Here is an 18317-nt window from a genome sequence, read left to right as displayed (position 1 = left end):
TGGGAGGTCGAGCACACCGGCCGGGGACGGCGAGTCCAGGGCACTAGTCTCGGTAGTCGGGCTTCGGCGTGGCGGCCCGGACCGGCCACCAATCTCACACGGAACGGAACATGATGACCGACCAGGCCAAGGTGCGAGTCCTTCTGTTGGAGAGCATCCATCCCGACGCGGTGTCCCGGCTCGAGGCCGCCGGATACGAGGTCGAGTCCGTCCGCAACGCCCTCGACGAGTCCGAGCTGATCACCCGCATCCGCGGCGTGCACCTGCTCGGCATCCGCTCCAAGACCAAGGTCACGGCCAAGGTGCTCGACGCCGCCGACAGTCTGGTCGCGATCGGCGCGTTCTGCATCGGCACCGACCAGATCGACCTGACCGCCGCCTCGGCGAGCGGCATCGCCGTGTTCAACGCGCCGTTCTCCAACACCCGTTCCGTCGTCGAGCTGGCGATCGCCGAGATCATCTCGATGACCCGGCGGCTCACCGAGAAGAACGCGCTCATGCACGACGGTGTCTGGGACAAGTCGGCCGAGGGCGCGCACGAGATCCGGGGCCGGCGGCTCGGCATCATCGGCTACGGCAACATCGGCACCCAGCTGTCCGTGCTCGCCGAGAACCTCGGCATGTACGTGTCCTTCTACGACACGGCCGACAAGCTCGCGCTGAGCAACGCCCACCGCTGCGCCACCATCGAAGAGTTGCTCGAGACCAGCGACGTCGTCACCATCCACGTCGACGGCCGCCCCGGCAACGCCGGCTTCTTCGGCACCGAGCAGTTCAAGCGGATGCGCGAGGGCGCCCTGTTCCTCAACCTCTCGCGCGGCATCGTGGTCGACCACGTCGCCCTGCGGGAGGCCCTGGAGAGCGGTCACCTGGCCGGGGCCGCGGTCGACGTCTTCCCGTCCGAGCCCAAGGGCCGCGGCGACGAGTTCGTCTCCGAGCTGCGCGGCCTGCCCAATGTGATCCTCACCCCGCACATCGGCGGTTCCACCGAGGAGGCGCAGTCCGACATCGGCGGTTTCGTGGCCAACAAGCTGGCCTCGTTCGTCGAGGAGGGCAACACCACGCTCAGCGTCAACCTGCCCGGCGTCGGGCTGCCCGAGCAGGCCGGTCAGAGCCGCATCGGCCACGTGCACATCAACACCCCGGGCGTGCTGGCCCAGGTCAACAGCATCCTGGCCGAGCACAAGGTCAACGTGGAGGGCCAGCTGCTGAGCACCCGCGGCGAGTACGGCTACCTGATCACCGACATCAGCGGCGCGTTCAGCGACGAGGTGCTCGAGCGGCTGCGCTCGATGGAGCAGACCGTCCGCCTGCGCGTGCTTTCCTGACCGTACGCATGACAAAGGGGGCGCCGAGCTCGGCGCCCCCTTTCGTCTTCGTTCCGATCAGCCGTTCTCAACAGTCAGCGCGGTGATCGGAGCACCCGCGCCGACGTCGTAGCGGTTCGCCACCGCCCAGTTCTTCGGCGTCAGCGTCGAGCCCGGCACAACATCACGCAGCGTACGGGTCCCGGCCACCACGGTCTTGGCGCCACCGCCCACCTTGACCCGCACCGGGCTGCCGGCCGGCGAGCGCACAACCAGCTTCTCGACCGCGCCGTTCACCTTGATCGGCACAGTGCCGTCCGGGCGGGCCAGCGTCAGCTGCCCGGTGCGCATGCCACCGACCATCTCGACGCCGCTCACCTGACCGCCGCTGAGGTCGAGAATGTTCTCCTCGGCATAGCCGGAGAGCCGCACCGACCAGCGCACCTTGGCCGCCAGGACGACGTCGATCACGCCCCCGGTGCCGTCGCCGTCCTTGGTGACCTGCAGCTTCACGTCGTCGTTGCGGAGCGTGGGGCTGGGCAGGAACCCGGCGTCCTCCGGGGTGGAGATGCGGAACAGGTCGTCGCCGAGCTCGCCGATCGAGAGGTTGACCCGGTTGGTCGCGGCCAGCATCTCGAAGGCGGCCTGGCTGCGGTTGTCGAGCGGGGCGCTGACTGTGCGCTTGCCGGACTCCCCCGCGCCGAGCTGCAGCACCGAGTCGAGCTCGTCGTCGGTGCCGGTGAAGTAGAGGACACCGACGATGCCGCCGGCGATCAGCACGACCAGGCTGAGCAGGACGATCCCGACCGTGACAGCCCGCGACTGGCGCGGCGGATCGGCGATCACGGCGGCCCGGGCCGGGGGCGCGGCGGCGCGGCGGTCGGCCGTCTCGGCGAGCGCCCGCTCCTCGTCGGCGTTGAGGAAGCGCCGGAACTCCCCGGTGTCGGCCACCGAGCGCTGCTCACCGGCGGTGCTGAAGCGCCGCTGCTCGCCGGTCGAGCCGAGGCGCACCTGCTCGCCGGTGTCGGCGACCGGACCCGGCTCGGCCGCAGTGCCGAAGCGCCGCTGCCCGCCCGTGTTGCCGAAGTCTCGCTGCTCGCCCGTGTTGCCGAGGCGACGCTGCTCGCCGGTCGAGCCGAGGCGCACCTGCTCGCCGGTGTCGGCGACCGGACCCGGCTCGGCCGCAGTGCCGAAGCGCCGCTGCCCGCCCGTGTTGCCGAAGTCTCGCTGCTCGCCCGTGTTGCCGAGGCGACGCTGCTCGCCGGTCGAGCCGAGGCGCACCTGCTCGCCGGTGTCGGTGATCCGCCGCTGCTCACCGGTATTACCGCCGGCCCGCCGGATCGGCAGGTCGGACGGGGTCGTCCCGGTCGGCACCGGCTGGGCCGGGCCCGCCGAGGCGGCCGGCCACCCGGATTCCGCCGCGCCGCTCGATCGCCAGCCGGGTTCGGACGCGCCGGATGCGGCGGTCGGCCAGGCGGGTTCGGATGCGGCGGTCGGCCAGGTGGATTCCGCCGCGCTGGTCGGCCACGTGGGCTCGGCCGAGGCGGTTTTCGCCGGCGGCGCCGGAGGCGAAGCGGCCGCCGCGGGTGGAGCCGCGGGTGCGGCCGGCGACGTCGGTGACGCCGGGTGCCGTACGGGAGAGATCGGCCCCGGCGTGAAGCCGAAGGAGATCCTGCTGCTGGAGGTGCCCGGCGTGGCGGGCCCGAAGTCGGACGCCGGCTCAGCCGGGGTCTCACCGTTCGTCGTCATGCTGCTCGCGGTCTCACCTGTCGTGGTCGCGCCGGTGGAGCCGAACCACACCGGTGGCTCAGCCGCCGGGCGGGCCGGTGGCCGCCGGTACATGGTGTCGCGGGATCCGCCGGTAGGCGATCCCGGTGTCGACGGCTCGGCCACCGCCACATCGGACGGTGTCCCACCAGCCGCTGCTCGGTCAGCTGCTGCTCGGTCCACGCGAAGCCCTTCCCCTGTCGGCGCAGTGTCGCGCCCCCGGAAACTGGTACGGATTTCACGTCTTCCCGGATGAGTACCGAGCGGAACTACTTACGGTTACTGCCGGCCGGGTCGTACCAGGCCACGCCGGGTGGCGATCGCGACCGCCTCGAGCTGGCTGTGCGCGCCGAGCTTGGCCAGGACGGCTTTCACGTACCCGCGGCAGGTGTGCAGGCTGATGCCGAGCCGCCGGGCGATGGCCCGGGCGTCGAGTCCGGCCGCCATCAGCTGAAGCACCTCGTCCTCACGCGCGGTGAGACCGCCGCCCCGGGGGCCGACGACCGGGCTGGTGCTGCGCAGCAACCGGGCGAGGATGTCGGTCGACACTGTCATGCCGCCGCCATGTGCCGTACGCAAAGCGTTGAGCACATCACCGAGCGCGCCGTTCTTGGACAGGAAGCCCGCCGCTCCCGCCGCGGTGGCCCGGCCGACCAGCGCCGATTCGTCGCTGGCAGTGAGGATCACCACACGGGTGTCCGGTTGGCGCACTCGCAGCAGTTCGGCGATCGCAATTCCGTCCGCATCGGACAAATCCGGATCGAGAAGGATGACGTCGGGGCGCAACTCGGCGGCCAGCCGCAGAGCCTCCGCACCGGTGAGCGCATGTCCCACGTATTGCAGGTCGGGCTGACCGGCCAACGCGTGCCCGAGCAGCTCGGCAAACGTCTGGTGGCCGTCGACGACGAGCACGCTGATCGCATCGCCGTTAGTCATGCGCCACCTTTCACCGATCCGACCGTGGAAGTCTAAGGAGTATCAGCTCTCATCTTTGCCCTACCAACAGGCCGGTGGTGCACCGGCCCGGTTCGGCTCCGCCGGTACACCCGACGGCCGGTTGAGTCCGAGCGGCCGCGATAACCAGTCTTTCGGGTGAGGCCACCCCTCGCATTGGGGCTTGCTGCTCCTGCTTTCTCACCCGCAAAGTTCCGAAACATGTTCGACATCCAGCTTTTCGGCCGCATCGAGGTCCGGACCAGGGGCGTCATCCTGACCGGAACCGATTTCGGTGGCGACCACCCCCGCCACATCCTGGCCCTCCTCGCTCTGCGCGGCGAGATGTCCACCTCGGAGCTGGCCGGCCTGCTGGGGGAAAAGAAGAAGAGCGTCGAAAGCGACATGTCACTCCTGCGCGACCGCCTCGAGCCCGGCGCGGCCCCCCGCGACTCCGTCGTGCGCCGCGCGGACGGCCGCTGGTCCCTCAACCCGGACCGTGTCCGCGTCGACGCTGCCCGCTTCGACGAACTCGTCGCCGCGGCCGCGACCCGTCCCGCCGACCGCGCCGTCAAGCCGCTGACCGCGGCCGCCTACCTCGCCCACCGGCCGCTGCTCGAGGAGGAGAACGAGCCGTGGGCGGCCGAGGCCCGGGCCGAGTACCGCGCCAAGTTCACTACGGCTCGCCTCGACGACGTGACGCCGGTCGAATAGCGAGCGGCGGCCCGTCCGACCGCGCAGAATCGCCGCGTGCCCTCACCACCGACCGCCCTGCGGCCACTGCCCTTCGTACCGGAGATCTCGCTTCATCTCGCGGACTCCTCGGCCGGCTTGTTCGACGCCGCCGACGGCGAGTTCCACAGCGACGACCCACCGCCGTTCTGGGCCTTCGCCTGGGCGGGCGGTCAGGCCCTGGCCCGCTATCTGCTCGATCGGCCGGAGACGGTGGCCGGTTCCGTCGTCCATGATCTCGCCACCGGAAGCGGCATCGCCGCGATCGCCGCCGCCCGGGCCGGGGCGACCGAGGTCGTCGCGACCGATCTCGACCCGGCGGCCGAGGCCGCGGCCGGCCGCAATGCCGCCGCCAACAATGTGACGTTCAGCAATAAGGCGGTCGCACGTCCCGACGTCCTGCTGGCCGGTGACGTTTTCTACAGCCCGAGCGTCGCCGCCGAGATGACTCAGCGCCTGCGCGCCGCTCGGCGGGAGTCCACACTTGTGCTGGTCGGCGACCCCGGGCGCGGGTACTTCCCGGAGCGACTGTTCGAGCGGGTGGCCGAATACTCCGTACCGGTGCCGGCCGCTCTCGAAGAGACCGAGACGCTTGTCACAGCCGTATGGCGGATGCGGTGATTTAGTTTCACGGCCCAACCAGTTGTACGCTGCACGCAATCTCCTCCTCTCCTTTGCCGGGACAAAAACATGCGCGAAACAGACAGCGGTGACGGCATCCCGCAGATCGCCGACGAACTTGTGCGGTTCCACCGGCTCATGGCCCGGGCCAAGGGCATGCTCAATGTCGGGGATCTGGGGGCTGAGATGTCCGCGCTGATGCTGCTCTTCCCGCTGCGCTATCGGGGTCCGATGCGGGCCACCGATCTCGCCGAGATCAAGCAGGCGGACCCGTCGACGATCAGCCGTCAGGTCGCCCAGCTGGTCAAGGCCGGTCTCGCCCGCCGCGAGGCCGACCCCGGGGACGGCCGCGCCTCACGGCTCGCGATCACCGACGCGGGCCTGGTCGCCGTCGAGCGGCTCGAGGAGGCCCGTCAGACCTGGCTGCGCGAGGCGCTGAGCCATTGGCCCCCGGGCCAGGCCGCCACCTTCGCCGGCCTCTTCTCAGAATTCAACAGCTCGGTCGAGGCCAGCCTCGCCACACCACGGGAGAACGCGTGAGCAACTCCGACTCCACCGCCGCGGCGCCGGCGCGGGCGTCCACGGAATTCACCCATCGCCAGATCTTGACGATCCTCGGCGGCCTCATGATGGGCATGTTCCTGGCCGCGCTCGACCAGACGATCATGGCCACGGCCACCCGTACCATCGCCGACGACCTGCACGGCTTCGACATCCAGGCCTGGGCCACCACGGCCTTCCTGATCACGTCGACGATCTCGACGCCGCTCTACGGCAAACTGTCCGACCTTTACGGCCGGCGCCCGTTCTTCCTGTTCGCGATCGGCATCTTCGTCGTCGGCTCGTTCCTCTGCGGGCTTTCCCAGAACATGTACGAGCTGGCCGCGTTCCGGGCCATCCAGGGCATCGGCGCCGGCGGCCTGATGTCGCTGGCGCTGGCCATCATCGGTGACATCGTCCCGCCCCGTGAGCGGGCCAAGTACCAGGGCTACTTCCTCGCCGTCTTCGGCACGGCGAGCGTGCTCGGCCCCATCCTGGGCGGCTTCTTCGCCGGGGCCGACAGCATCCTGTGGGTCGACGGCTGGCGCTGGGTGTTCTACCTGAACGTCCCGATCGGCATCGCCGCCATGGTCGTGGTGGCCCGGGTGCTGCACCTCCCGCACCAGCGTGTCGACCACCGCATCGACTGGCCCGGCGCGCTCGCCCTGATCGTCGGCCTGGTGCCGCTGCTGACCATCGCCGAGCAGGGCCGCACCTGGGGCTGGGATTCCGGCCGGGCGTTCCTCTGCTACATCGTCGGGGCGATCGGCCTGGTGGCCTTCGTGCTGGCCGAGCGGGCGTACGGCGATGAGGCGCTCCTGCCGATCCGGTTGTTCAAGAACCGTACGATCGCCGTCGGCGCCACCTCCAGCACGATCCTCGGCATGGCGATGTTCGGCGGCCTGATGACCGTCCCGCTCTACCTGCAGATCGTGAAGGGCTCGTCGGCCACCGCGGCCGGCCTGCAGATGATCCCGTTCGTCTTCGGCATCATGTCCGGCTCGATCATCTCGGGCCAGCTGATCGCCCGCACCGGCCGCTACCGCATCTTCCCGATCATCGGCAGCACGCTCATGGTCGCCTCGCTGGCCCTGTTCGCCACGATCGGCGCCGACACGCCCCTCTGGCGGGTCATGCTGATCATGGTGCTGATGGGCCTCGGCCTGGGCGGCAACATGCAGCCGATGATCACAGCGGTGCAGAACGCGGTGTCCCCGCGCGAGATCGGCGTGGCGACCAGCTCGGTGACGTTCTTCCGCTCGATGGGCGGCACGCTCGGCACCGCCGTCTTCCTGTCGGTCCTGTTCAACGTGCTGCCCGGCAAGATCAGCAGCGCCTTCCAGACCGCGGAGGGCACCCCCGAGTTCCGGCAGGCCCTGGCGGCCGACCCGGCCCAGGCCCGGACGCTGCAACAGGCCACCGGCGGCGACGCGCTCAGCGACACGTCGTTCCTCAACCGCCTGTCCGACGTGGTCGCGCACCCCTTCAAGGTCGGCTTCTCCGACGGCATCCAGGTGGTCTTCCTGCTGGCCCTGGCAGTCATGGTGATCGGCCTGATCGTGGTCTTCTTCCTGCCCGAGATCCCGCTCAGCATGCGCTCCGCCCAGCAGCAACGGGCCGACGACATCCTGGCCGCCGAAAACAGCATGGGCGTGCCCGGCGAGGTAGGAGCAGGCCCCCTCACCGACGAAGAGGTCCACACCCCGCACACCTCAACAAAGTCCCATTGACGAACGGGCGGCCCCTCTGCCCCGCAGGCGGGCCGCCCACCCATCACCGCCGCCCCGTGTGGTCGCGTTGCTGGCCTCACAGGGTTATCCACAGGCCTGAGTTCGCCCTCCGCGACGCAGTAGCGTTGCCGCATGGCTGTTGTGAAGATCAACGCAATCGACGTTCCCGAGGGTTCCGGCGCCGAGTTGGAGCAGCGCTTCGCCGCGCGCAAGGGTGCGGTGGAAAACGCGCCCGGCTTCCTGTCGTTCGAGCTCTTGCGCCCGGTCTCCGGCGAGACGCGCTACTTCGTCTACACGCGCTGGGAGTCCGAGGAGGCTTTCCAGGCCTGGTCGAGCGGCAGCGGCCGAGCCGCCCATGCGGGCGAGCGCTCCCGCCCGGTCGCCTCCGGTGCCAGCCTCCTCGAGTTCGAAGTGATCCAGCACGTCGAGAAGCCCACGACCGACTGACCCACTCCCGCCGGCCCCGCCACGGTCCCGCGCGGCAACCGCCTGTTGCGGGCAGTTGGCGACTCGTGGTCAGGCGTTGCGGGCGGCTACGGCGATGAGGCGATCGGCGACAGCCTGACGGTCGAGGCCCAGACGCTGGGCGGTGTCGCGCAGGACGTCGTATGCCTCCTGCACGCCGCAGCCGCGCTGGGCGATGATCACGCCGATGGCCCGGTCGACGGTGGCGCCGGAGCTCTTGGCTTCGCGGCGGCGGAGTTCGTCGAGCAGCAGTTCGGACTGGTTGGCCAGGGCCATCCCGGTAAGCAGGTGGTCGGCACCGGGTGCGTCGGTGGTGCCGAAATAGAGGCTGAGCGCGCCCACCTCGGCCCGCGGCAGATCCAGCGGGATGGCGGCTACGGCGTGGACGCCTTCCGTCCTCGCCGCGTGGGCCAGGTCTGGCCAGCGGGCGTCGGCGGCCAGGTCCGGCGCGGTGACCAGGGCGCGGCTGCGGGCGGATTCGAGGCCGGGCCCGTCGGTGCCGGCGGTGTACTGGAGCTTGTCGATCGCGACTCCCGGACCACCGTGGCCCGCGTGGATCAGTGGACCGCCCTCACCGATCAAGACGACCGAGCAGCGGACCACCCCCGGCAGAGCACCAACGCCGAAAACGGCCAGCCGTTCGAGTGCTTGGCCGAGAGTGTCGGCTGAGAGCAGGCGCGCCGTGAGTTCGTGCAAGAGCCCAGCCAGCTCGATGGCGTGCGGACCCACCGGCTCAGCGGGTCGGGCTGCCGAACGGGCGCGGCGGGGACGAGTCACCACCCGGGCGGGTCCACGGTCCGGGGGTGAAACCCGGCGATATGGGGCAGGCACGCCGGGCATACTGCCATGCCCATCGACGATCACGTAAGTGTTGTGCCTCTACCGGGTGGTTTCGTCAGGTCCGACCGTCTGGTCCGACCGCCGGTGTTCCAGAAACGAGTCCGGCGCCGCCTCGAGATCACCCTCGCGCTCGTCCGACTCCTCGAGGATCGCCGCCGCCTGAGCACGCGGGTCCTCGCTCCCGGTCACGCGCTCCTCAGGAAGCAGATCAGCGGCGCGCTGCCCGACCCGGTCATCACTCATACGAGATCAGCTACCCACAACACCCCACCAGAAACCCAATAGCCAGACGACTCAGCAACCCGGGCAACGCCTCGGTTGGCCTGCGCGAGGGCGGGGCGACAGGCGGGCAGCGCAGGGAAGACGGCGGCGCGGGCCCGGAGCGGCGCCGGCGCAGGGCCGGAGCGATGAGGCACAGGCAGCGCAGAGGAGATACGGCGTGGCGGCGCAAGGACGGGGCGGGCGTGGGACCGGGGCGGCATGGACGGCGACGCCGGGCTCTCCGCTTGGCGGAACAGCGCGGACCTGTGGGCCTGGGGAGAAAAGGAGCGCCGCCCTCGGCTGGGCCGGGGGCGGCGCGGGTGTCAGCGTGCAGGTCGCCTCTCGGCGAGTGGCTCAGCACGGCTCCAGCCGAACGGTATTCCGTGCAGGCAATGGGTGAGGCCCGGGGACACTGGTCACGCTGACATCTGTTCACAACTGTCGGACGGCGGGGAGGATTCCGGCAGGACATGTGACGCCGGTCACGGAGTTTGGGTGAGATCGGTCAGGGTAGCCCGGCACCGTGACAGATGACATTCGTGAGCTGGACGCCTTTCTTGACGACGCCTTCGACGGGCAGGAACGGTTGAGCAGCGCCGACCTGCAGCGGCGGGCCATTGCCGCCGACCTGAGCGCGATGGCGCTGACCCGGATCGACGCGTTGCCGGAAGGCGAGTACGCCCAGGACGAGGCAGCCGAAGCGATGCGGGCTCTCGAGGTCTGACGGAGGGAATGACTCATGGAACCGATCGGCGACCCGGACGAGCAGGAAGACTTCGCCGGCGAACACGACGGCACAACGGTGGACGACGACGTCACGGCCGGCCGTGACGACGATGCCGAGCCGGAGAGCCCGGCTGGCTGGTCCGGCCTGGACAACGACGGGCCGCCCTGACCCTGGCCGCTCACCACGAATGAACAAGTGCGGGACGTGAGCGAAGTCCCGCACTTGTTCATGACGAGGGGCTAGTCGCCCTCGGCGGCCTTCTTGGCCGCGTCGTAGCCCAACTGCAGGAAGTCGGACACGGCCGTCGCCGTCAGCGCGACCGCCACCAGGCGGGTCAACCGCGGCGCCAGCACCAGACCCCCGGTCAGCGCGGTGGACACCCATACGGCCAGGCAGAACGGGCAGCTGATCAGCTCGCCGAGCCCATGCTTCAACGAGCTCTCGTGGTCGCGTACCTCTTCGATCAGCTCGGCCGCACCGGCCGGCTCCGCATATCGCATGAACGGCGCTCGCAGCGGGCTCGTCACCGAGTCCTTGGCGATCAGCCGGCTCAGCTTGTGCGTCGCCAGCGACACGAGCACCACGTCGGCGGCCGAGGGGCGCTCCGGGGCCGGTTTCCCGGTTATCTTGGCCGTCGCGGCCAGAGCGCCGGCCAGGGCGGTGAAGCCGCCCATCGCCGTGAGGTAGCCGCCCAGCGGCCGATGTTCGTGGGGGGCGTAGGACTGCCCGACACGCGTCAGCCGCGTGCGCAGTGACTCGGTCAAGGGAACCCCTAGAAGTCCTGGGTGAGCCGGTCGGTGTCGACCTCCCGACCGGGATAGCGGGTGATGTATTCGGTTTCGAGCTCGGCGGTCCGCTTGAAGTGGTTGTTCAGCGCGGCGTCGGGCCCGTGCCGGAGCGTCTCCAGGCGGGTCCGGTGAAGGCTGCCCAGCTCGCGGAAGAGGTCCTCGTCGCTGAGCGTGCCGGGGTCGATCCCGGTTTCCATGAGCGGCGACTCGCCGCGGGCGTCGGTCATCGTGCACCTCCGGTCGTTTCGGGCCAGAACGGCAACCGAGGGGTGGGTCGATCGCCTGGACGGTTGCCCATGCGGGCCATCGCCAAACACCCGCCGGTACGCTTCTGTGCATGAAGGGCCTGTGGACGCCGGCGTGGATCGCCCGGCATGTCCTGGCGATCGTGCTGACCGCGGGTTGCCTGGGGCTGGGCTGGTGGCAGTTCAGCCGCGCCCAGGAGGGCAATGCCATCAGCTGGGGCTACATGTTCGAGTGGCCGGTCTTCGCGGCCTTCGTCGTCTTCCTGTGGTATCGCGAGGTGCAGCTCGTCCGCAAAAGGGCGACCCCGCCGGCACAGGTGGAAAGCGAAAAGCAGGAAGACGAAAAGCTTCCAGGTACGGCTGTTACGGTCGGCCGTCCGGTGCGGGTGGCCGTCCGGTCCACCCCGGATGCCGACGATCCCGAACTGGTGGCCTACAACAACTATCTCGCCTGGCTCGCCGCCCATCCCGGCGCGCGCCCGGGCGACTATCCCGGATAGGACAGAACCAACGTGCAGGGTGCCCTGACCCGATACCGGATCATCGCGTGGATCGTCGGCGTCTGCCTGCTCGCGCTCGTGGTGGTCGGCATGCCGCTCAAATACCTGGCCGACAACCCGACGGTGGTCGCCGCGGTCGGCCCGGCGCACGGCTTCCTGTTCATGCTCTACCTGGTGGCCACGTTCGATCTTTCCCGGCGCGCGCACTGGCCGTTCGGCCGCATGATCCTGGTGATGCTCAGCGGCACGATCCCGTTCCTGTCGTTCTGGGCCGAGCGCAAGGTGACCCGCGAATGGGTGCCGGCCGAGGCCTTGGCGAAAAGTCCCGTTTGACAGCCCGCTTCGACGCATTGCGGTCATCGAATCACTACCTGTTATCGGGATCATTAACGCGTAACGGGCCATTGTTTTAAATCACTCTGAGAAGCCTTGCTTTTGTTGATCCCATCGATAAGTTAATGCGGTTGGTTCGGTCCGCAGCCACTCCCCCTCCCGTGGCGCCGGCCAACGCCGCCGAATCTTCGTGGTGTCACGATCTCCACGACAGAACCGGGGAACCGCGTTACCGGGGTGAAGCCGCATCCGCGGCCGGGTGCTCTTCCCACTCGAACCCGTCAGCTAACCCGGTAGGCGGCCGAGCGGAAGAAAGGCCACTGACCGGTGCCCCACCCCCGTACGAGGCTTCGCGTCCTCGTCGTCGCGGCGCTCGCCGTCGCGATCACCGGCTCGATGGGAACCGCCGCGCACGCGGCGCCGTCCACCAGCGAGCTGAAGAAGCAGATCGAGACGGCCTCGAACAAGCTCGAGGACGTCACCGAGGCGTACAACCAATCGCGGATCAACCTGAAGAAGACCCAGGCTGATCAGGTCAAGCTCCAGGCTTCCCTCAAGCCCGCCCAGGCCGCGCTCAAGAACGCCAGCGGCAAGGTCGGCACCCTGGCCACCACGTCCTACAAGCAGGGCCGGGTCGGGCCGATGACGGCGCTGCTGACCGGCGACCAGGACGGCATGGTCGACCGGATGGCCTACCTGGATCTGATCACCCGCGCCAACCAGCGCGACATCGACACCTTCACCGAGGCCACGCAGGGCTTCACCGCTCGCCAGGCCGCCCTCAAGGCGACCCAGAGCAAGCAGACGGCCCAGTCCAACGCGCTGGCCGCGCAGAAGGCGTCGATCCAGAAGGACCTCAAGAAGCTGATCAAGATGCGTGAGGCCGCCTTCGGCCAAGGGCAGGAGACCGGCGGCAAGTACACGGGCAAGATCCCGAACATCTCCGGCAGCGCCGGCGCGGCGGTGACGTTCGCGTACAACCAGCTCGGCAAGCCGTACCTGTTCGGCGCGGACGGTCCCGGCAGCTTCGACTGCTCGGGTCTGACCTCGGCGGCCTGGCGGGCGGGCGGCAAGTCGCTGTCGCACCAGACCAAGGCGCAGTGGAACGAGGTCACCCACATCAGCAAGGGCGATCTGCAGCCGGGCGACCTGGTGTTCTATCGAAGTCTCGGCCACGTCGCGCTCTATGTGGGTGGCGGGCAGATCATCGACGCGCCGCACTCGGGCACCGTGGTGAAGAAACGCGGGATGGACATCATGACGCCGTACGGCTACGGCCGCGTCTGATCCCGGAGCACGAAGAAGGCCGGTACCCCGCTCGGGTACCGGCCTTTTTGCTTGAGTAGCGGGGGGAAGGAAAACGGTCAGGCGGCCTGGAGGCCCTCGGCCCGGGCCAGCTCGCGGAGCCGGCCGAGCGCCTGGATCTCGAGCTGACGGATGCGCTCACGGCTCAGCGAGAACCGCGAGGCGACCTCGGTGAGCGAGTGCTCCCGGCCGTCCTCGAGGCCGTAGCGGGCCCGCATGATGCCGGCCGACCGGTCGTCGAGGTGGTTGAGCAGACCCTCGATGCGCTGCCGCTCCAATGCGGTCAGCACGATCTCCTCCGGCGAGGGGGCGTCACTGTCGGCGACCAGGTCGCCGAGGTTGGTGTCGCCGTCGTCGCCGACCGGGGTGTCGAGCGAAACCGTGTCCTGCGCCCAGCGGGTCAGCTCGTTGACGCGCTCGACGGTCACGCCGAGGGCGGTCGCGATCTGCTCGGGCTCGGGGTCGCTGCCCAGCTCGCGAACGAGCTGGCGGGTCACATTACGCATCCGGTTGACGTCCTCGACCAGGTGCACGGGCAGGCGCACCGTCCGCTCCTGCTGGGCGATGGCCCGGCTGATCGCCTGACGCACCCACCACGTCGCGTAGGTCGAGAACTTGTAGCCACGCTCGTAGTCGAACTTCTCGACCGCGCGGACCAGGCCGGTGTTGCCCTCCTGGATCAGGTCGAGCATCGGCATGCCGGAGCGCACGTAGCGCCGGGCGATCGACACGACCAGTCGCAGGTTGGCCCGGATGAACAGGTCCTTGGCCTTGCGGCCCTCGGTGACGAGGCGCTCCAGCTCCTCCGCGCTCACACCGCGCCGGACCTCGCCAGTCTCGAGCAGGTGCTCGGCATAGAGGCCCGCCTCGATCGACTTGGAGAGCTCGACCTCCCTGGCGGCATCCAGCAGCGGCGTCCGGGAGATCTCGTGCAGGTAGACGCCGACAAGGTCACGCTCCTCGGCGACCTGATCGGTACGCATCACGGTGTTCTTCTCCACGTTGCCCACGGTCCCCTCATTGCCTTCACTACTAACCCCGCTACGGGTGATCCCTGTATCCATCAGTTCCTCCCCGTAACGTCCGCAGTTCGCACATTGCGGTTACTGGCATCTACACAACAAATGGTTGGCTGCACTGATTCCGGCTGGTGGGTCGAAAGTGTCACGAATGTCTGGGTGCTGGCTGAGAGCCGAGTGCGTAGTTCCTGTACAGGGCTCCAGCGCTCCGGCATTCGGCCCCGCATCCGCTGCTCGGTCGCGCAGACAGAGACATACCCGTCGCTCGCTTCATGACACCACCGGCCCCTCGTCCCTCACAGCGACGCCCATCACCAATGACCTTGGGACGTCCGTCACCACCCAGTACGTTCCTTGGGTGCGTCAGGTTCACCGTGCTGGATCGACAGCTCCGGGACGGGGTTGAAACAAAAGCACCATCAAAAAGATCCCGACGCTTCACCGAACGGGACCACCTGCCACAATGCGGCACGCGGCGACGCAGTTCACTAGCCCGTCCGGGTGACATCCTGCGGATGACTGCCCCTTTGACAACGGTTCGGAGCCACCGGTCCATCCGATTGGCGTGGTGACGAATCCCACAGTGGTCGGCCGTGGGCGCGGGGCACCATGAACGCCATGGCTGACGGGCGCACGGCTTTGATCACGGGTGGAACGGGTGGCTTGGGGGTGGCGACGGTCGCCGCTTTCGTCGCGGACGGGTGGCGCGTGGTCGCTCCGGTGCGAGCCGGCTCGGCCGGGCGACTGCCGAAAGGCGCTGTCGCGGTCGACGGTGACATGTCGGATGAGACCGATGTCACCACGGCCGTGGCCGCCGCGACCGGCGATCCGCAGGCGCCTCTGCGCGCGGTCGTCAACCTGATCGGCGGGTTCGCGAGCGGTCCGCTGGTCGCCGAGACGCCGTGGAGCGACTTCGAGGCGCAGCTGACGACCAATCTGCAGCCGGCCTATCTCGTGACGGCCGCGGCCCTGCCACACCTGGTCGAGGCGGGCGGCGGCAGCGTGGTGTATGTGTCGTCGCGCTCCGCTCTGGCGCCTTTCCCGGGGGCGGCCGGCTACGTCACGTCCAAGGCGGCTGTCATCGCCTTCGCCAACGCGGTGGCTGTGGAGTATCGGAGGCACAACGTGCGCGCGAATACGGTGGTGCCCAGCGTGATCGACACGCCGGCCAACCGGGCGGCCATGCCGGGGGCGGACACCGACCGCTGGGTGCGGCCCGAGCAGATCGCCCCGACCATCCTCTTCCTCGCCTCGGACGCGTCGACTCCCACCAGCGGCGCTCAGATCCCCGTCTACGGCCGAGCCTGAGGCGTATGTCCGGCGGCGGGTGACGGGCGGCGAGGCCGTGGGGCACGGGGGCGGGGCGAGGTTCCGATCGGGGGTGATGGCGCGCTACAGGGTTTCGGCCAGTTGGTAGCCGGCCGCGGCCAGGGCGGCCAGGATCGGCGCTCCGGCCAGGATCAGGCTGCGGGACAGCGGGCTGCGGGCCGGCTCGGGCAGGTCGGCCCGGCGCCGGAGCTCGGCGTGCAGGGCGGCTGAGACCTCGTCGGGCGTGCCGTTCGCGTCGATCACCACGAAGCTGGGGAACTCGGGCAGCGCCAGATAGGACGCCCGGGCCGATTCCAGGTAGTCCATCGACTCGCTGTCGTAGCCGCGCGCCTCGATCCGCTCGTGAGCGACCCTGGGGTCGACGTCGAGCAGGAACGTGAGATCGGGCTGGGGGAAGAAGTGGTAGGCCAGGCGGGCGCGGCGCTCGGCGGCCGGGGCGGCGTGCCGGGCCCGCAGGCTCGCGTACTGACAGAAGGCGTAGCGGTCCATCACCACGGTGCCGCCGGTGAAACGCCGGCGCAGCAGGGTGCGCAGAATGGCCAGCCAGCGCAGCACCGACTCGACGAAGAGCATGCCGCGGCGGCCCAGCAGGTCGTCCGCGTCACGCTTGCCCAGCCGGACGGCGAGACGACCGAACCAGTGGCGGCCGCCGGCGTTGCGCCGGTAGGCGACGCGCAGACCCGAGGCGCTCAGTTCGTCGGCCAGCCGGTGCGCCTGGGTGGTCTTGCCGGAGCCGTCCATACCCACGAGCGCGATCGTGCGAAGGGTCATACCAACCAACGGTAACCGGCGGGCGCACCAGAGGTTTCCAGCAGGAATTCGGCGGGGGCGGTGAAGGGCGGGGCCCGGTGGTGTTGGAGAGGCGGGGTGGGCGGGAATGGTGTGCCCCGCGTTTCCCGGCGACGGCCCTCGCCGCGTACCAAAATGGGGTTTGCAGTGGGTTTTGCCCGGCAGCGATTCAACGTCAACCGGCCCGGGTAGTCGTATCCGACACACCGAACCGCAAACGTCGAGGGGGAATCGTCATGCCGCACCGCGTGGACGAGGGCCTGGCCACCACGCTGAAGAAGGTTGCTTCCACTCTCAAGTCCGCCGGCATACCGTTCGCGCTCGGCGGGAGCTTCGCGGTCTATGCGCACGGCGGCCACTCGAGCGACCACGATGTGGACTTCCTGCTGCGGGAGGAAGATCGGGACCGGGCGCTGGCCGAGCTGGCCGAGGTCGGGTTCCGCACCGAGCAGCCGCCCGAGGACTGGCTGGTCAAGGTCTATGACGAGGACCGGATGGTCGACCTCATCTATCGGCCGGTGGAGACGCCGGTGACGCTGGAGACGCTGGCCGATACCGAGCAGATCTCGGTCGAGGCCATCTTCATGCCCGTGCTCTCGGCGACCCAGCTGATGGTGCACAAGCTGCTCAGCTACAGCCAGCACTACTGCGACTTCGCGACCGGTCTGCCGGTGGCGCGCTCGCTGCGCGAGCAGATCGACTGGCCACGGGTGCGCCGGGAGACCGAGAAGTCACCGTACGCCGAGGCGTTCCTCATCCTCCTGGACCGGCTGGACGTCGTCCCGCTGACCGACGACGAAGAGGCACTCGCCAAGTAGAAGGGGGTTGGGATGACCAGCGACACCGATCTCGAGGCCGAGATCCAGCGGCTGCTCACCGAGCACGACCGGATTGCCGAGCAGGGCATCACCGTGCAGCGCCGCGATCATCTGATCGTTCTCGGGGGCGAGGTGGAGAGCCCGCAGCGCCGGGACGAGATCTGCCGGCAGATCACCGCGCACTTCCCGGACCTGGAGATCACGTGTGACATCGGGATCACCCGGGCGCAGGCGCCCAGCGAGGTGGAGGAGATTTCATGATCCGGATCGCCGCCGTGGGCGACGTCCACGTGGACAAGGACGTGGTGGGCCGTTATCGGCCCGCCCTCGAGGAACTGCCCGACCGGGCCGACGCGCTGCTGATCGCGGGCGATCTCACCCGGCACGGCACCGTCGACGAGGCGAAGTGCTTCGCCGAGGAGTTCGGCGGGCTGGGCGTGCCGGTCGTGGTGGTGCTGGGCAACCACGACCACCAGAGCGACCAGCAGGACGAGCTGACCAAGGTGATCGAGGACGCCGGCATCACGGTGCTGGAGGGCACGGCGACCGTGCTCGAGATTCATGGGCACCGGCTCGGCATCGCCGGCACCAAGGGCTTCGGCGGCGGGTTCGCCGGGGCCTGTGCCAGCAACTTCGGCGAGCGCGAGATGAAGGACTTCGTCGGCACGGCCGAGCGGTACGCCGACGACCTGGAGCGGGCGCTGAAGTCGGTGGAATGTGACGCCCTGGTGGCGCTCACCCACTACGCCCCCGTGCCCGAGACCCTGGTCGGCGAGCCGCTGGAGATCTACGCCTTCCTCGGCTGTTATCAGCTCGGCCGATCGATCGACGCCGCCCCGGCCGCACTGGCCCTGCACGGGCACGCGCACCACGGCTCGGAGCGCGGGCGGACGCCCGGCGGAGTCCCCGTGCGCAACGTCGCCCACCCGGTGATCAAGCAGGCGTACAACGTCTACCAGCTACTTTCCGAAGAGGTGGATACCACACTGATCGGTGCCCGGTAGCCAGGTTTCTGATTTTGCGGCACCGGGTATTCGATGTTCATGGACCTAATTCTTTGGATCATCGCCGTAATCCTGGTGGTCGCCGGTATCCTCGCGCTCTTCCGGCGGCAGCTGCTCTGGGGCATCGTGCTGATCGTTGTCGGCCTCCTGGTGGGCCCCGGCGGCGTCAGCATCTTCACCTGATCGGTAACGAGGCTCTCCACGACTCCATCCCCCACGACCGAGAACCGGGCCACCTCTAAAGGGTGGCCCGGTTCCGTTTGT

At 69.2% G+C, this 18317-nt stretch carries 24 protein-coding genes and 1 riboswitch; of the genes, 16 read left to right on the top strand and 8 right to left on the bottom strand.

All coding sequences use genetic code 11. The features are described from left to right. The first annotated feature begins 110 nt into the window (after positions 1–110). On the top strand, positions 111–1328 hold the full coding sequence (gene serA / locus NAG42_RS32620; protein WP_250035779.1) for a phosphoglycerate dehydrogenase: 1218 nt from the start codon (positions 111–113) through the stop codon (positions 1326–1328). 57 nt (positions 1329–1385) lie between these two features. Here serA and NAG42_RS32615 read toward each other — a convergent pair whose 3' ends face one another. Both NAG42_RS32615 and NAG42_RS32610 read right to left on the bottom strand, forming a co-directional pair. Then, entirely contained in the window at positions 1386–3056 is a 1671-nt protein-coding gene (locus NAG42_RS32615) for a YdhT family protein (protein WP_250035778.1), read from the bottom strand. Between the two features lie 297 nt (positions 3057–3353). Continuing rightward, positions 3354–4010: a response regulator gene (locus tag NAG42_RS32610; RefSeq protein ID WP_250035777.1), complete on the bottom strand. Its 657-nt coding sequence runs from the start codon at positions 4008–4010 to the stop codon at positions 3354–3356. Between the two features lie 219 nt (positions 4011–4229). Between NAG42_RS32610 and NAG42_RS32605 the strand changes: the two genes are divergently transcribed. The 5 genes from NAG42_RS32605 (at position 4230) to NAG42_RS32585 (ending at position 8077) form a co-directional block, all read left to right on the top strand. Beyond that, positions 4230–4721 (top strand): AfsR/SARP family transcriptional regulator, encoded by a 492-nt coding sequence (locus NAG42_RS32605; RefSeq protein ID WP_250035776.1) that lies wholly within the window; start codon positions 4230–4232, stop codon positions 4719–4721. A 36-nt stretch (positions 4722–4757) separates the two neighbouring features. Further along, positions 4758–5360: a class I SAM-dependent methyltransferase gene (locus NAG42_RS32600; RefSeq protein WP_250035775.1), complete on the top strand. Its 603-nt coding sequence runs from the start codon at positions 4758–4760 to the stop codon at positions 5358–5360. A 69-nt stretch (positions 5361–5429) separates the two neighbouring features. Then, entirely contained in the window at positions 5430–5900 is a 471-nt protein-coding gene (locus NAG42_RS32595) for a MarR family winged helix-turn-helix transcriptional regulator (RefSeq protein WP_250035774.1), read from the top strand. Further along, complete coding sequence (locus NAG42_RS32590) at positions 5897–7630, top strand: MDR family MFS transporter (RefSeq protein WP_250035773.1); 1734 nt, start codon at positions 5897–5899, stop codon at positions 7628–7630. The genes NAG42_RS32595 and NAG42_RS32590 overlap by 4 nt, the downstream gene beginning before the upstream one ends. A gap of 132 nt (positions 7631–7762) precedes the next feature. Further along, the gene (locus NAG42_RS32585; protein WP_250035772.1) at positions 7763–8077 is read left to right on the top strand and encodes an antibiotic biosynthesis monooxygenase family protein; all 315 of its coding nucleotides are present in this window, start codon (positions 7763–7765) and stop codon (positions 8075–8077) included. A gap of 69 nt (positions 8078–8146) precedes the next feature. Here the strand turns inward: NAG42_RS32585 and NAG42_RS32580 are convergent, their stop codons facing one another. Next, positions 8147–8791: a GAF and ANTAR domain-containing protein gene (locus NAG42_RS32580; protein ID WP_250035771.1), complete on the bottom strand. Its 645-nt coding sequence runs from the start codon at positions 8789–8791 to the stop codon at positions 8147–8149. Between the two features lie 183 nt (positions 8792–8974). Continuing rightward, the gene (locus tag NAG42_RS32575) at positions 8975–9178 is read right to left on the bottom strand and encodes a hypothetical protein (protein WP_250035769.1); all 204 of its coding nucleotides are present in this window, start codon (positions 9176–9178) and stop codon (positions 8975–8977) included. Between the two features lie 541 nt (positions 9179–9719). Here NAG42_RS32575 and NAG42_RS32570 point away from each other — a divergent pair. Both NAG42_RS32570 and NAG42_RS32565 read left to right on the top strand, forming a co-directional pair. After that, a complete protein-coding gene (locus NAG42_RS32570; protein WP_250035768.1) occupies positions 9720–9920 on the top strand; it encodes a hypothetical protein in 201 nt (66 codons plus the stop codon). Between the two features lie 15 nt (positions 9921–9935). After that, positions 9936–10091, top strand: a complete 156-nt coding sequence (locus NAG42_RS32565; protein ID WP_250035767.1) for a hypothetical protein — start codon at positions 9936–9938, stop codon at positions 10089–10091. A gap of 71 nt (positions 10092–10162) precedes the next feature. On the opposite strand, the gene NAG42_RS32560 is transcribed toward NAG42_RS32565, so the two are convergent. Both NAG42_RS32560 and NAG42_RS32555 read right to left on the bottom strand, forming a co-directional pair. Continuing rightward, positions 10163–10687, bottom strand: a complete 525-nt coding sequence (locus NAG42_RS32560) for a DUF1360 domain-containing protein (protein WP_250035766.1) — start codon at positions 10685–10687, stop codon at positions 10163–10165. A gap of 8 nt (positions 10688–10695) precedes the next feature. Continuing rightward, on the bottom strand, positions 10696–10938 hold the full coding sequence (locus NAG42_RS32555) for a DUF6158 family protein (RefSeq protein ID WP_250035765.1): 243 nt from the start codon (positions 10936–10938) through the stop codon (positions 10696–10698). A 110-nt stretch (positions 10939–11048) separates the two neighbouring features. Between NAG42_RS32555 and NAG42_RS32550 the strand changes: the two genes are divergently transcribed. The 3 genes from NAG42_RS32550 to NAG42_RS32540 all read left to right on the top strand — a co-directional run bounded on the left by NAG42_RS32550 (position 11049) and on the right by NAG42_RS32540 (position 13076). After that, positions 11049–11456 (top strand): hypothetical protein, encoded by a 408-nt coding sequence (locus tag NAG42_RS32550; protein ID WP_250035764.1) that lies wholly within the window; start codon positions 11049–11051, stop codon positions 11454–11456. A gap of 12 nt (positions 11457–11468) precedes the next feature. Then, positions 11469–11789 (top strand): DUF3817 domain-containing protein, encoded by a 321-nt coding sequence (locus tag NAG42_RS32545; RefSeq protein ID WP_250035763.1) that lies wholly within the window; start codon positions 11469–11471, stop codon positions 11787–11789. Positions 11790–11957: 168 nt separating this feature from the next. Beyond that, a riboswitch (cyclic di-AMP (ydaO/yuaA leader) is annotated at positions 11958–12104 on the top strand. 12 nt (positions 12105–12116) lie between these two features. After that, positions 12117–13076, top strand: coding sequence for a C40 family peptidase (locus tag NAG42_RS32540; protein ID WP_250035762.1), 960 nt, complete (start codon positions 12117–12119; stop codon positions 13074–13076). A 77-nt stretch (positions 13077–13153) separates the two neighbouring features. Here NAG42_RS32540 and NAG42_RS32535 read toward each other — a convergent pair whose 3' ends face one another. Continuing rightward, positions 13154–14158, bottom strand: a complete 1005-nt coding sequence (locus NAG42_RS32535) for a sigma-70 family RNA polymerase sigma factor (RefSeq protein WP_250035761.1) — start codon at positions 14156–14158, stop codon at positions 13154–13156. 573 nt (positions 14159–14731) lie between these two features. On the opposite strand from NAG42_RS32535, the gene NAG42_RS32530 reads away from it, so the two are divergent. Then, on the top strand, positions 14732–15421 hold the full coding sequence (locus NAG42_RS32530; protein ID WP_250035760.1) for an SDR family NAD(P)-dependent oxidoreductase: 690 nt from the start codon (positions 14732–14734) through the stop codon (positions 15419–15421). An 84-nt stretch (positions 15422–15505) separates the two neighbouring features. On the opposite strand, the gene NAG42_RS32525 is transcribed toward NAG42_RS32530, so the two are convergent. Further along, positions 15506–16213 carry a dTMP kinase gene (locus NAG42_RS32525; protein WP_250035759.1) on the bottom strand — a complete coding sequence of 236 codons (708 nt, stop codon included), beginning with the start codon at positions 16211–16213 and terminating at the stop codon, positions 15506–15508. A 254-nt stretch (positions 16214–16467) separates the two neighbouring features. Between NAG42_RS32525 and NAG42_RS32520 the strand changes: the two genes are divergently transcribed. The 4 genes from NAG42_RS32520 to NAG42_RS32505 are packed head-to-tail and all read left to right on the top strand — an operon-like array spanning position 16468 to position 18236. Then, positions 16468–17049 carry a nucleotidyltransferase gene (locus tag NAG42_RS32520; RefSeq protein WP_250035758.1) on the top strand — a complete coding sequence of 194 codons (582 nt, stop codon included), beginning with the start codon at positions 16468–16470 and terminating at the stop codon, positions 17047–17049. Positions 17050–17061: 12 nt separating this feature from the next. Beyond that, a complete protein-coding gene (locus NAG42_RS32515; protein ID WP_250035757.1) occupies positions 17062–17310 on the top strand; it encodes a hypothetical protein in 249 nt (82 codons plus the stop codon). Beyond that, positions 17307–18053 (top strand): metallophosphoesterase family protein, encoded by a 747-nt coding sequence (locus tag NAG42_RS32510; protein WP_250035755.1) that lies wholly within the window; start codon positions 17307–17309, stop codon positions 18051–18053. Before NAG42_RS32515 ends, NAG42_RS32510 begins: the two co-directional genes overlap by 4 nt. A 39-nt stretch (positions 18054–18092) precedes the next feature. Next, the gene (locus NAG42_RS32505; RefSeq protein WP_164842551.1) at positions 18093–18236 is read left to right on the top strand and encodes a GPGG-motif small membrane protein; all 144 of its coding nucleotides are present in this window, start codon (positions 18093–18095) and stop codon (positions 18234–18236) included. The last annotated feature ends 81 nt before the right edge of the window (positions 18237–18317 follow it).

Source organism: Paractinoplanes maris, assembly GCF_023544465.1.
Lineage (GTDB): Bacteria > Actinomycetota > Actinomycetes > Mycobacteriales > Micromonosporaceae > Actinoplanes > Actinoplanes maris.
This window is presented reverse-complemented; position numbering and strand designations above follow the sequence as displayed.